Raw genomic sequence first — 12,644 nt, forward strand, 5'->3', positions numbered from 1 at the left:
GCTCCTCACTGGCCGCTGTGGCGTTATCCGGCCGGGCGGCTCGCCCGGCTCTCGTTTTCTGGCCCCGTACTGCTGATTACTCGACTGTCCAGTGCCTTCCAGTGTCCCTCAAATGCCGATCTGATGAACGTACCGCGCACCGGTCCGCAATGCGCCCACCCCCGACCTCGGATCCGCGCCGCCCGCGTCGGCGGGCGGGGCTGGCAGGCACATTAGCAACCGTCATTCCGTCAGGGTCCCCCGGTAGGCCTCGGCGTCGAGCAGCGCCGAAATGGCCGACTGGAGCTCGGCGCCGTCGGAAACCTGGACATCCACCAGCCAGCCGGCCCCGTACGGGTCGGAGTTGACCAGCTGCGGACTGCCCTCCAGCTCGCCGTTGACCGCGGCCACCGTCCCGGAGACCGGGGCGAACAGGTCCGACACCGACTTGGTCGATTCCACCTCGCCGAACGATTCGCCCGCGCTCACTTGGCTGCCCACATCGGGCAGCTGGACGAAAACAACGTCGCCGAGGGCCGACTGCGCGAAGTCGGTGATGCCCACCCGGACGGTGTCCTCACCGCTTCGTCGAACCCATTCGTGTTCGGCGGTGTAGTGCAGATCGGACGGAATATCGCTCACGGGTGATCCTGTTCTGGTCGCTTCTCGCACGGCAAGTTCACTTGACGGGCTGAGCGTATTGGTGCGGTTTTGGTTGCCGCAAGGTGGTCACGTCCACCTTGTCGGCCTGCTGCACGGACATCCGCGCGCCGACGCGCTTGACGCTGTCCTCCGCGCCGCCCGGGATGTTCATCGCCGCGGCCAGCGTGGGCGGATCGCCAATCGCCAGAATCGAATACGGGGGCGACAGGTTCTTTGTGTCGATGGTCAACGAGCCAGGCGTACCCACAATCCAGGTATCGACACCTACCCGCACGGACTGGTGGGCGTCGTTGACCTCGATCGCCTCGGCGCCGGCGGCGCGCAACTCGTTGACCACGTCGAGCATCGCCTCCGGTGACACACCCGGGCCGGGGTCGTCGATCGTGACGGTGACGCCCGGCCCGGTGGCGCCCACGGCGCCGACCAAGATGGACAGCGCGGCCAGCCTGGCCTGCGCGCTCTGGATGGCGGCCTGATCGTTGTTGCCCGAGGCCTGCAGGGAATTCAGCGTGTTCTGCAGTTCGCTGACTTCGGTGTTCAGGGTGGCCTCGCGCTGCCGCAGCGAATCCAGCAGCACCAGGAGGTCGGCGGGGCGGGCGGTGTCCAGCGAATCGCCCGACTTGGTCTGGCGCACCTGGGTGACGATCGCGATGCCCAGGACCAGGCACAGCACCGTCGCCAGCGTTCCGAAGACGAGCCGGGAGCGTCCGCTTCGCAGCAGGCCGGAGAGCCCCGTGCGGTGAACCGGTCCGATCTCAGGGCGCGGGCGTTTGGCGGGCAGTTCGTGGCGGCCATGCTGACCGGCCTCGGCCGGCTTGCCGCCCTCAGGCTGACCGTGCCGGCCTGGCGCGTCAGGACTTTCGTCGGGGCCGCGGTCGGGCGGGTCCTCGTTCACGACGATCTCACCTCTTTCACTGCGCCGCTCCTCATCGTCGCCGGCGCGCCTCACTGCGCCACTCAAGCCCCGAACAGCCGGCGGCGCAGCGCCGCGGCGTTGCCGAAGATCCGGATGCCCAGGACGACGATGATGGCCGTGGAAAGCTGCGTGCCGACGCCCAGCTGGTCGCCGACGTACACGATCAGCGCGGCCACGAAGACGTTGAACACGAACGACACCACGAACACCTTGGGGTCGAAGATGCGTTCGAGGTAGGCGCGCAGCCCGCCGAACACGGCGTCGAGCGCGGCCACCACCGCGATCGGCAGATAGGGCTGGATGGCCTCGGGGACGGCGGGGTGGAAGATCAGGCCGAGCACGATGCCGACGGCGAGCGCCGCGATTCCGATCATGCACAGCACCCCGTGTCGGAGCGGCGAATCCGTCTCGAGAGGAGTCTTCTCACTGGGGCCCAATCTGTTTGGCGAACTTCACATCCCGGATCGATCCGGCGGGCAGCGACAGACCGTCGGCGACGTTCACGGTGACGACGACGCCGTAGGAGGACTCCAGCAGCCGCAGACGCTGCAGTCCCGGGCTGCTGTCGAAGACGTCTCGCATCGCGTGCGGTGGGCCGATCGCGAGGATCTGGTAGGGGCTGCTGGTCGGGTTGTTGTCGACCAGGATCGCCCCGCCCGCCTGACGGATGGTGACGTTCGGCCCGATCCGGACGCCGCCGACGGAGATGGCTTCGGCGCCGCTGGCCCACAACGAGTTGACCACCAGCTGCAGGTCGCGGTCCAGGATGATCTGCCTGCTGCCGCTGACGCGCTGCTTGGACACGTCGGAAAGGTTCGGGCCGGCACCGGGATCCGTCACGGTCACCGACAGACCGGGCCCGATCACCGCCGTGCTGGCCGCCGCCAGGCTGAGCGCGTCGAGGCGGTTCAGCAGCCGCTGGCCCTCCGCGTTCTCGGCCAGCGCGCGTCGTTGCACGTCGTCGACTTTCGCCGACAGCGCGCCGCGCTCCCTGCCCAGCCTGGTCGCCGTGGTTTCCGACGAACGCACGCTTTGCAGCAGCAGCTGCTGCGCGTTGCGAACGCCGGGAGCAACCGAGCGGGCCTGGGCGACGGCGGCGGCGAAGACCGCGGCGATCAACAGCGCCGCCACCGCCTCCCAAAGCCAGCCGACGGCCCGGTCCCGCCCGCGCCGCGGCGTGTCAGGGCCGCCGTGCCGGGCGGCGGCCGCGGCGTACCCCGGATCCAGGTGCTCCGACAGCAGGGCGCGCAGCAGCGACGGCACCGGGATCAGTTGCGGCCGGGCCGCCTCGTGGGCGCTGCGGCCGGCGTTGGGGTCGTAGCCGCCGAGCAGGCGGTCGGGCTCAGCCATGTTCACTCGCCTTGGGCGAAATCGGTTGCCGTACAGGATGTTTCAGCTTGGGCATGCGGCGCAGCACCAACACCATCTGCACCGCGTACAACACGAACGCCCAGAGGTACATGTAGAGGCCCCAGCCCAGGAAGCCACAGCCGACGGCATGCAGCACGCGGCTCCACCTCGCGCCGCCCGTTCCGAGCAGGACGAGCGGGAAGCCGGACATCAACGCGAAGGTGGCGGCCTTGCCGACGTAGGTCACCGGCAGCGCCGTCAGTCCGCGGCTGCGCAGCAACGGCAGGGTCGCCGCGAGCAGCCCGTCGCGCACCAGCAGCGTGATGACGAACCACCACGGCACGATCCCGTCGACGGCCAGCACGATCGGAACGGTCGCCATGTACAGGCGATCCACCGCGGGGTCCAGCAGAACGCCGAGCCGCGAGGATTGGTTGAGCGTGCGGGCGATCTTGCCGTCGGCCCAGTCGGAGGCCCCGCTGAACATCAGGATCGCCACCGCCCAGCCGTTGGCGTGGGCGAACAGCAGGGCGTAGATGAACACCGGGATGAGCACCAGGCGGATGGCGCTCAGGGCGTTGGGCACTGTCAGCACCCGGTCGGGCGGAAGCACCTGCTCCATGAGCCGTGACATTAGCCGAACGCCGAGTGTGAAGCTGGCCGCACACTCGAGCCCGAGCGTGCGGCTGGACGCACATTGGGCGGCTCGGCCTAGCGGAACACCCCGGGCAGGCTCAGGGTCGACAGCGTGTCGTCGGACAGCGGGTTGTCGTTGACCATGTACGTCCACGTCGACGTCGGCCGTGCCAGCTTGGACAGGTCCAGGCCGGGCTCCTCCTCGAGCACGTTCGCGGTCTCGAACGTCTGCTGGGCCGCCTCGATCGCGTCGGCGGCCAGCGACGCGAACGCGTCGACCGCGAGCCGGTGGAACTCGTCGAGCGGGTTTTGGCGCCCCAGCGCGCGCAGGTGGATGCTTTCGCGGATGTCGGCCAGATACGCCAGGTGATCGGCCCAGCCCCGGTCGAGGTGATACAGCATGATGAGCCGGCAGATCTTCTCGAGGCGCTCCTCGGGGATCTCCTTGGCCAGCTCCTCGTACCGGTCCGGCGCCAGCTCGGCCAGCTCCTCGCGCGCGGTTGCGGTGCGCAGCAATGTGTTTCGCCGGTCGACGATGATGGCGCGCTGCTGGGCGATCAACTGGTTGTAGCGCCAGGTGTTGGCGTGCACGTCCAGCATGCGGCCCTCGGCGACCCGCTGCGCGTGGTCGAGCATCCCGGCCGCCTTGGGGCTGACGATCCGCCCGTCGTCATCGGTCTGCATCGGGAGCTTGTTGTGGTCGAGGTTCGCGGCGACCACGTCGTCCTCCCAGCTGGAGAAGAACACCGACGATCCGGGGTCGCCCTGGCGTCCGGCGCGCCCCCGCAGCTGGTTGTCCAGCCGCTGGGTGTGGTGGCGGCCCGTCCCGACGACGTGCAGCCCGCCCAGTTCGGCGACGCGGTCGTGGTCGGCCTCGTCGGACCCGCCGAGCCGGATGTCGGTGCCGCGCCCGGCCATCTGGGTGGACACCGTGACGGTGCCGTACTCGCCCGCCTCGGCGATCACCTTCGCCTCCTCGGCGTCGTTCTTGGCGTTGAGCACGACGGCCGGCACGCCGCGGCGCAGCAGCCGCTCGTGCAGCTCCTCGGACTCGGCCACGTCACGGGTGCCGACCAGTACCGGCTGCCCGGTCTGGTGCACCTCGGCGATGTGCTCGACAATGGCGTCGTTCTTGGCGGCGGCGGTGATGTAGACCCGGTCGGACTCGTCCTCGCGAATGTTGGGCTCGTTCGGCGGGATTGGCGACACGCCGAGCTTGTAGAACTGGCGCAGCTGCTCACCGGCGGCCAGCGCGGTGCCGGTCATGCCGCAGACGGTGGCGTAGCGATTGATCAACGCCTGCACCGTGATCGTGTCGAGCACCTCGCCGGTCTCGGTCGTCTCGATGCCCTCCTTCGCCTCGACGGCGGCCTGCAGGCCGTCCGGCCAGCGCTGCAGTTGCGCGATGCGCCCGCGCGCGGAGTTGATGAGGTGGACGGCGTCGTCGCGGACGATGTAGTGCACGTCGCGCTGCAGCAGCACGTGCGCGTGCAACGCCACGTTGACCTCGGTCAGCGTGGTGCCGACGTGCTCCTCGGAATACAGGTCGATACCGCCCAGCGCCTTCTCCACCTTGCGGGCGCCGACGTCGGTCAGGTGCACGTTGCGGCTGTCGGCGTCGGTGTCGTAATCGGTGCCCGCTTCCAGCTCACCGACCAGCTTGATGATCTCCAGCCGCGGTGTCTCGCGATGCGTGGTGCCGGCCAGCACCAGCGGGACCAGCGCCTCGTCGACCAGCACCGAGTCGGCCTCGTCGATCAGGGCCACGTCGGGATTGGGCGAGACGAGGTCGTCGACGTCGGTCACCAGCTGATCGCGCAGCACGTCGAAGCCGATCTCGTTGACCGAGGCGTAGGTGACGTCGCAGCTGTAGGCGGCCCGGCGCTCCTCGCTCGTCGACTCGGCGGTGATCCAGCCGACCGTCAGCCCCAGGGCCTCGATGAGCGGGCCCATCCACTCCGCGTCCCGGCGGGCCAGGTAGTCGTTGATCGTCACCACGTGCACGTGCCGGCCGGCCAGCGCGTATCCGGCGGCCGCGATCGCGCCCGACAGGGTTTTGCCCTCACCGGTGGCCATCTCGATCACGTCACCGGCCAGCATGCGCAGCGCGCCCAGCAGCTGCACGTCGAACGGCCGCAGCCCCGTCGTCCGCTCGGCCGCCTCCCGGGCGATCGCGAGGAACTGCGGGATGTCGGCCGATTCGGCGAGGTCGTCGAGCTTGAGCAGCCCGGTCGCCTTGCGCAGCTTCTCGTCGCTGAGGTCGGCGGCTTCCTTGTCGTACTCCGAGGACGCGGTGACGTCGGCGAGGGAGCGGCTGCGGTTCTTCTCGGTGCTGGCGCCCAGCAGTCGCCAGAATCGGCTACTCAGGCGGCCGGGTTGGGTCCGGGTGGTCTTCGACACAGGTCAACGGTACGCGAGCGCCCGGCTGCCGCGAGCGTGCGTGTTTGCCCGCGACACGCCGGGGCTTCGGAGTACAACTGCGCACCCTCGCGGCCGGTCAGGCCAGGTTCGACCGGCGCGGGTACGCGACGGCCGGGTCGGTGAGCACGTTGACGACGGCGGGCAGCCCGCTGGCGAAGGCGCGTTCCAGCGCCGGGCGCAGCTCGACCGGCGCGGAGACCAGCTCGCCGTGGCAACCCAGGGCCCGCGCCACCTCGTCGTAGCGGGTGCCCGGCCGCAGCTCCGCGACCACCGAGTAGCCGTACAGCGCCTCCATCGGGTGCTTTTCAAGTGCCCAGATCCCGTTGTTGCCGATCACGGACACCACCGGCACGTTGTGCCGCGCCAGGGTGTCCCACTCCATGCCGCTGAAGCCGAACGCGCCGTCGCCCTGCAGCAGCACGACCTGGCGGTCGGGCCGGGCCAGCTTGGCGGCCAGCGCATAACCGGGGCCCGAGCCGAGGCAGCCGAACGGGCCGCTGTCCAGCCAGCAGCCCGGCAGGTAGCTGTCGATCACCCGGCCCGCATAAGACCCGAAGTCGCCGGCGTCGATGACGACGATCGCGTCGCGGTCCAGCAGCGGCGCCAGCTCGGCGTACACCCGCATCGGGTGCAGCGGAACCCGATCGTCGGCGAGTTCGGCCTTCTCGGCGCCGCGCGCCGCCGTCTCGGCCGCGCGCAGTTCGTCGACCCAGGCCCGGTGGTCGGCGCTTGGCGTGTTCGCCAGGGCGGACAGGATCGCGGTGAGGTCGCCGTAGAGCCCGGCGGCGATGGGACGGGGATGCGCGCGGCCGGGTTCGGCGCGGTCGGCCACGACCAGCTGGGTCTCCGGGCCGAACACCTTGCCGAAGCCGAGCCGGAAATCCATTGGCACGCCGACGATCAACGCCACGTCGGCCTCCCCCAGTGCCTTGGCCCGAACCCGCGAAAACGCCATCGGGTGGTCGGCGGGCACGACGCCGCGGGCCATCCCGTTCATCAGCACCGGGATGTGGCGTTCCTCGGCCAGGCGCAGCAGCGCCGCCTCGGCGCGCCCCCACCAGACGTTGGTGCCCGCCATGATCACCGGCCGCTTCGCCGCGGACAGCAGGCCGGCGGCCCGGTCCAGTGCGGCGCCGTCGGTGGCGGGCGGCGCCGGCAGGTCGGTCAGCGCGCCGGGCCGGCTGTCGTCCTCCGACAACGAAAACGCGTGATCCATCGGGAAGTCGACGAACCCAACCCCCGACGGGGCGCCGACCGCCGCCCGCAACGCTTCGTCGACCAACCGGCCGGCGTCGTCGGCCGACTGCGCGGTGGCGGCGAATCGGGCCAGCGGGGCCACGAAGGGCACGTGGTCGATCTCCTGCAGCGAGCCCATGCCCCAGCGCCCCGCGGGGGCCCGACCGCCCAGCACCACCAACGGCGACTGATTCTGCTGCGCGGCGGCCATCGCGCTCATCCCGTTGGTGACGCCCGGCCCGGCGGTGAGCGCGGCCACGCCCGGCAGCCTGGTCACCTTCGACCAGCCCTCGGCGGCGAACGTCGCGGTCTGCTCGTGCCGCGTGTCGATCAGCCGGATACCCTCGTCACGGCACCCGTCGTAAATGGAAAACAGGTGGCCGCCCGACAACGTGAAGACGGTGTCGACGCCGCTGGCTTTGAGCCGCCGCGCGATGAGCCGGCCGGCGTGCAATGTTTGTGTGGGGATGGCGTCGGTGCTCATAACCGCAGCCTAGCCAGATCCTTCGGGTAACTTCGCCGGAGGATTTTTGTTGAGCACAGGCTGGACACCTCGGCCGTAAGGAGACGTCGACCATGGGCCCGAAGCCGTTCAAGCCGTCGATCGATTGGTCGACGGCACCCATGGATTCGCTGCGGTGGATCGCCATCGCGTGGGCGATCGGGGCCGTGTGCCTGCTGGCAGTGCTGTTCGCGTTTCGGTTCCTCACCCCGTGGGGCCGGCAGTTCTGGCGGATCACCCGCGGATACTTCGTCGGCCGGGCGAGCGTCAAGGTGTGGCTGATGCTCGGCGTGTTGCTGCTGTCGGTGCTCCTCTCGGTGCGGCTGACCGTGTTGCTCAGCTACCAGGGCAACGACCTGTACACGGGCGTGCAGAAGGCCGTGCAGGGCATCGCGGCCGATGACGACGCCATCAAACAGTCTGGGATTCATGGCTTTTGGATGTCGATTGCGATCTTTTCCGTGCTCGCGACGCTGTACGTCATCCGGTTCATGATCGACATCTACCTGACACAGCGGTTCATCATCGCCTGGCGCATCTGGCTGACCGCCCACCTCACCGACGACTGGCTTGACGGCAAGGCTTATTACCGGGACCTGTTCATCGACAACACCATCGACAACCCGGACCAGCGCATCCAGCAGGACATCGACATCTTCACCGCCAATGCCGGGGGCACTCCGAACATCCCGTCCAACGGGACGGGCAGCACGTTGCTGTTCGGGGCCGTGAATGCGGTGGCCTCGGTGATCTCGTTCGCCGCGATCCTGTGGCAGCTCTCCGGGAATCTAGAGGTTTTCGGCCTGGTGTTGCCACGCGCGATGTTCTGGACGGTCCTGGTCTACGTGCTGGTCGCGACGGTGGTCGCGGTCTGGTTGGGCCACCCGCTGATCCGGCTGAGCTTCAACAACGAGAAACTCAATGCCGCATTCCGTTATGCCCTGGTGCGGTTGCGCGACGCGGCCGAGGCGGTCGGGTTCTATCGCGGTGAACGAGTCGAGCGCGCGCAACTGTGGCGGCGCTTCACCCCGATCATCGCCAACTACCGCAAGTTCGTGCGCCGCACCATCATCTTCAACGGCTGGAACTGGTCGGTGTCGCAGGTGATCGTTCCGTTGCCGTGGGTGATCCAGGCGCCGCGGCTGTTCGCCGGGAAGATCGACTTCGGTGACGTCGGCCAGAGCGCGACGGCGTTCGGCAACATTCAGGATTCGCTGTCGTTCTTCCGCAACAACTACGACGCGTTCGCGGCATTCCGGGCGGCGATCATCCGGTTGCACGGGCTTGTCGATGCCAACAGCCAAGGCCGCGCGCTGCCGACCATTCTCGTCAAGCCGAGCGAGGAGTCGACTGTCGAGCTTCGCGGTGTCGAAGTACGCACGCCCGCCGGCGACCGGCTCATCGATCCGCTCGACGTGCAGTTGGACGAGGGTGACGCGTTGGTGATCACCGGGCGCTCCGGGGCCGGCAAGACCACGCTGCTGCGCAGCCTGGCCGAACTGTGGCCGTACGCGTCCGGGACGCTGTGCCGTCCCGATGGCGAAAACGCGACGATGTTCTTGTCGCAGTTGCCCTATGTCCCGCTGGGGAGCCTGCGTGGCGTCGTGTGCTACCCGAACTCGCCCGACGCCGTCTCCGACGACGAGCTGCGCGACGTGTTGACCAAGGTGGCCCTCGCGCAGCTGATCGACCGGCTCGACGACGAGCAGGACTGGGCCAAGGTGCTTTCGCCCGGTGAGCAGCAGCGGGTCGCCTTCGCGCGCATCCTGCTCACCAAGCCGAAGGCCGTCTTCCTCGACGAGGCCACCTCGGCGCTGGACGAGGGCCTGGAATTCGCGCTCTACCAACTGGTGCGCACGGAATTGCCGGACACCGTCCTCGTCAGCGTCAGCCACCGGCCGACCGTCGAGCAGCACCATGAGCAGGAGCTGCACCTACTGGGCGGCGGCGAATGGCGGCTGGGCCCGGTGGAGAAAGAGCCCGCGCGGGTTTGATCTCCTAACGCTCCTGCGCGCCCCCGGCACCGGGTCTTGGCGCGCCTACGCTCTCGCGGCCCCTCGGGCCGCGCTCGCTCCAGCGCTACGGGCCGCGTGCGCTCCGGCGCGGCGACCGAAGAACGAACCCTCCCCCAGCTGCGTGCCGCTGGCATAGCCCTTGCCGTCCTGGGCGATGTTGGACGCACACGCCCCCACCGCGTACAGCCCCGACACCGCCGAACCGTCCTCGCGCAGCACTTGTCCGTCCACGGACACGGCCAGCCCGCCGACGGTGAAACCGGCGTACATCGCCTTGCCCAGCGACATGTCGAACGCGCCCCACGGCCCTTTGTCTTGCGGCGCAAGGAATTCCGGCTGCTTGTGGAAGTCGGGGTCCTCGCCGCGGGCGGCGTGGGTGTTGTAGCGGTCCAGCGTCGCGACCAGGTTGCCCTGCGGAATGCCGAGCGCGGCTTCCATCTCGGCGACCGTCTCCCAACCGTCGATCAGCGGCACCAGCGGCATCTTGGGATGCTCCAGATGCGCCTCGTCGACGATCAGAAACGCCGCGCTGTCCGGCTGATCCATGATGAACCCGGCCGTGCGGGAGTGGTAGGAGTCCTCGGCGACGAACCGCTGGCCGAGCTTGTTCACGATGATCCCGGTCAGCAGGATCGACGGCGGGTAGGGCGGCGCGGTGATGAAGATCTGATCCATGTGCTGGGTGGCGCCGCCGGCGGACACGCCCATCCGGATCCCCAGCCCGTCGTCGTAGGTGTTGCCGAGGACGAACGGCTTCTCCCCCAGCTTGGGGGTGTACTTGGCCACCATCTCCGGATTCATCACGAATCCCCCGGCAGCGATGATCACCGAGTTTGCCTTGATCGCACCGGTTTCGGTGAAGCGCTTCCACGCCACGCCGGTCACCCGGCCCTTTTGGCCGGAATCGTCCACGATCAGCTGGGTGGCGGCCGTCTCGTAGCGGACCTGCACGCCGAGGCTCGCGGCGCGCTTGAGGAGCAGATCGATCACCATGCTGGCCCCGCCCGTGTCGCCGGGCACGGGCACCTTGTGGCCGCGCGGCGCCGGCACCGCCTTCTCCAGGAAGGGCCACACCTTCTCGTTCCCGGTGAACATCAACCCCTCGGTGTTGGGCTGGATCACCGCCTTGCCCGGGAAGTAGCTGCGCTCGAACTGAAAACCCAAGTCTTCCAGCCAATTGAAGTGCTCGACGCTGCCCTCGCAGTACGCGCGAATTTTCGCATGGTCGGGCTGGCGCGACACGGCGACCAAATACTTGTACATCTCCTCGGGCGAGTCGGGGTGCCCCGTCGCCTCTTGCACGGCGGTCCCGCCGCCGAGGTAAAAATGGCCTCCCGCAAGGGAAGTGGTGCCACCCGCCGCGGCGGCGCGCTCGAGCACCAGCACCCGCGCGCCGGCCCCCAGCTTCTCGGCCGCACTGACCGCCGCGCAGCCGCCGCCGATGCCGAATCCGATCACCACCACGTCGACGTCGTCCGACCACGACGCCACCGTGCCGGCGTCGATCGTCGTTGGGATCTCGGTGCTCATTGGCGCCACTCCTCCACATCGCTTCGTCCCCCTCGCCGCTTCGCGGCTGGGGATGCCCCCACTGCATCGTCGCCGGCGCGGCTCACCCCTGCTGCTCCCGTTTGATGTAGTCGTAGAAGGCCCTCATCTCGGGCGCGATGTAGGCGATTTCGAGGAACGGCACCCCGGCCTGCCGCGCCGACACGTAGGCGAACCGGATACCGCCGGCCATCACACCCTGCTGCACCACCGGCGCTCCTTGGCCGGCGGCCTCGGCCAGGGCCGAGTCGAATGCTTCCGGGCTCGCCGCCTCCACGCAGATGTGGTGCAACCCCGCCCCCGATTCCCGGAGGAAGTCACTATAGATGTTCTCCCCGCGGACGGGTTCGATCAGCTCCAACTGCATGTCCCCGAGGTAGCTCAGGGAGATGCTGGCGACGAAGTCGGCCGGCTTGCCGAGATAGCTGCACGTATCCGGGGCAAAGTGCACGTCGGGAATCCGCACCCACTTCCGGACGCCTAACAGGCCGGTGAGGGCCGTTTCGGTGGCATCCAGGTTCGGGGTGACCCACGCGATCTGCGTCGGCGATTGAGGAGGAAGGGTCATCGCTTCGCAGGATAGCCCAGTGCGGCGGCGGCCAGAAAGGCGCAACACGACTTTGCCGCGGGCCGCCGCGTCGGGCTGGGCAAAACGCGGTGAACACGTTCTAGTTCCGGGCGTCAGTGCCGGGTGAGCACGTCGACGAGCAACCGAAGCTGGGTGTCGAACACCGCCGCGGGGTCGGTCAGGGTGTCGGTGCCGTACTGCCCGAACACCTCGAGGCTGATGGCGCCGAGCACGCCGGCCCACAGCAAGAAGCACTTGGCGATCACCTGGTCGTCGCCCGGAAACCCGAACTCCTGACGGATGCGGTCGAAGTCCGACGACATGGGTTGCGGCGCAGGGTCATTCGTCAACCGGATGTCTCCGGTGGCGATCCCGGCGGCGACGGCGTCGAAGAACGCGCCGACCACCCGGGTGCCGGCCGGGACCGTGCGCTCCGCCGGCGCGTGATACCCGGGCACCGGGCTGCCGTAGAGCAGCGCCCACCGGGCCGGGTGGGCGACGGCCCACCGCCGTGCCGCCCGCCCGATGGCGATGACGTCGTCGCTCCACAGATCGCCGACGGACTCGCGGGCCCGGTCCACGGCGTCGGCCAAATCGGAATAGGCGTCGACCAGCAGCAACGTCAGCAGCTCGTCGCGGCTGGCCACGTACCGGTACACCGCCGAGGACACCATGCCCAGATCGCGGGCGATCGCACGCACCGACAACCCCGCGGCGCCGCGATCCACCAGCTGGCGCCGGCCCAGCTCGATGATGCGCGCCTCGATCTGCTCCCGCGACTCCTGGCGTTTGCCCACGCCGCCAGTCTGG

Annotated in this window: 10 protein-coding genes and 1 pseudogene; 1 reads left to right on the plus strand and 10 read right to left on the minus strand. The window is 69.0% G+C overall.

Annotated elements, in window-relative coordinates; genetic code table 11:
• Positions 1-222: 222 nt before the first annotated feature.
• The 7 genes and pseudogenes from gcvH to A5705_RS22960 form a co-directional block, all read right to left on the minus strand.
• Positions 223-621 (minus strand): glycine cleavage system protein GcvH, encoded by a 399-nt coding sequence (gene gcvH / locus A5705_RS22930; RefSeq protein WP_067882848.1) that lies wholly within the window; start codon positions 619-621, stop codon positions 223-225.
• A gap of 37 nt (positions 622-658) precedes the next feature.
• A pseudogene (locus tag A5705_RS22935) lies at positions 659-1,497 on the minus strand (DUF881 domain-containing protein).
• A 102-nt stretch (positions 1,498-1,599) separates the two neighbouring features.
• Positions 1,600-1,932: a small basic family protein gene (locus A5705_RS22940; RefSeq protein ID WP_066960535.1), complete on the minus strand. Its 333-nt coding sequence runs from the start codon at positions 1,930-1,932 to the stop codon at positions 1,600-1,602.
• A gap of 49 nt (positions 1,933-1,981) precedes the next feature.
• Positions 1,982-2,908, minus strand: coding sequence for a DUF881 domain-containing protein (locus tag A5705_RS22945; protein ID WP_067882846.1), 927 nt, complete (start codon positions 2,906-2,908; stop codon positions 1,982-1,984).
• Positions 2,901-3,530, minus strand: coding sequence for a CDP-alcohol phosphatidyltransferase family protein (locus A5705_RS22950; RefSeq protein WP_068280254.1), 630 nt, complete (start codon positions 3,528-3,530; stop codon positions 2,901-2,903). Before A5705_RS22950 ends, A5705_RS22945 begins: the two co-directional genes overlap by 8 nt.
• Positions 3,531-3,619: 89 nt before the next feature.
• Positions 3,620-5,944 (minus strand): accessory Sec system translocase SecA2, encoded by a 2,325-nt coding sequence (gene secA2, locus A5705_RS22955; RefSeq protein ID WP_068280258.1) that lies wholly within the window; start codon positions 5,942-5,944, stop codon positions 3,620-3,622.
• A gap of 97 nt (positions 5,945-6,041) precedes the next feature.
• On the minus strand, positions 6,042-7,685 hold the full coding sequence (locus A5705_RS22960) for an acetolactate synthase (protein WP_068280261.1): 1,644 nt from the start codon (positions 7,683-7,685) through the stop codon (positions 6,042-6,044).
• 92 nt (positions 7,686-7,777) lie between these two features.
• Between A5705_RS22960 and A5705_RS22965 the strand changes: the two genes are divergently transcribed.
• The gene (locus tag A5705_RS22965; protein WP_068280264.1) at positions 7,778-9,697 is read left to right on the plus strand and encodes an ABC transporter ATP-binding protein/permease; all 1,920 of its coding nucleotides are present in this window, start codon (positions 7,778-7,780) and stop codon (positions 9,695-9,697) included.
• A gap of 45 nt (positions 9,698-9,742) precedes the next feature.
• On the opposite strand, the gene A5705_RS22970 is transcribed toward A5705_RS22965, so the two are convergent.
• The 3 genes from A5705_RS22970 to A5705_RS22980 all read right to left on the minus strand — a co-directional run bounded on the left by A5705_RS22970 (position 9,743) and on the right by A5705_RS22980 (position 12,631).
• The gene (locus tag A5705_RS22970; RefSeq protein ID WP_068280267.1) at positions 9,743-11,248 is read right to left on the minus strand and encodes an FAD-binding protein; all 1,506 of its coding nucleotides are present in this window, start codon (positions 11,246-11,248) and stop codon (positions 9,743-9,745) included.
• 82 nt (positions 11,249-11,330) lie between these two features.
• On the minus strand, positions 11,331-11,834 hold the full coding sequence (locus tag A5705_RS22975; protein ID WP_068280272.1) for a VOC family protein: 504 nt from the start codon (positions 11,832-11,834) through the stop codon (positions 11,331-11,333).
• A gap of 113 nt (positions 11,835-11,947) precedes the next feature.
• A complete protein-coding gene (locus A5705_RS22980) occupies positions 11,948-12,631 on the minus strand; it encodes a TetR/AcrR family transcriptional regulator (RefSeq protein ID WP_197521322.1) in 684 nt (227 codons plus the stop codon).
• Positions 12,632-12,644 lie beyond the last annotated feature (13 nt).

Source organism: Mycobacterium sp. E787, from assembly GCF_001668725.1.
Lineage (GTDB): Bacteria > Actinomycetota > Actinomycetes > Mycobacteriales > Mycobacteriaceae > Mycobacterium.

Coding starts and splice junctions, on each gene's coding strand:
- A5705_RS22950 (WP_068280254.1), bottom strand. CDS start 3,530: ATGGAGCAGGTGCTTCCGCCCGACCGGGTGCTGACAGTGCCCAACGCC.
- A5705_RS22975 (WP_068280272.1), bottom strand. CDS start 11,834: ATGACCCTTCCTCCTCAATCGCCGACGCAGATCGCGTGGGTCACCCCG.
- A5705_RS22940 (WP_066960535.1), bottom strand. CDS start 1,932: ATGATCGGAATCGCGGCGCTCGCCGTCGGCATCGTGCTCGGCCTGATC.
- A5705_RS22960 (WP_068280261.1), bottom strand. CDS start 7,685: ATGAGCACCGACGCCATCCCCACACAAACATTGCACGCCGGCCGGCTC.
- A5705_RS22965 (WP_068280264.1), top strand. CDS start 7,778: ATGGGCCCGAAGCCGTTCAAGCCGTCGATCGATTGGTCGACGGCACCC.
- A5705_RS22970 (WP_068280267.1), bottom strand. CDS start 11,248: ATGAGCACCGAGATCCCAACGACGATCGACGCCGGCACGGTGGCGTCG.
- A5705_RS22945 (WP_067882846.1), bottom strand. CDS start 2,908: ATGGCTGAGCCCGACCGCCTGCTCGGCGGCTACGACCCCAACGCCGGC.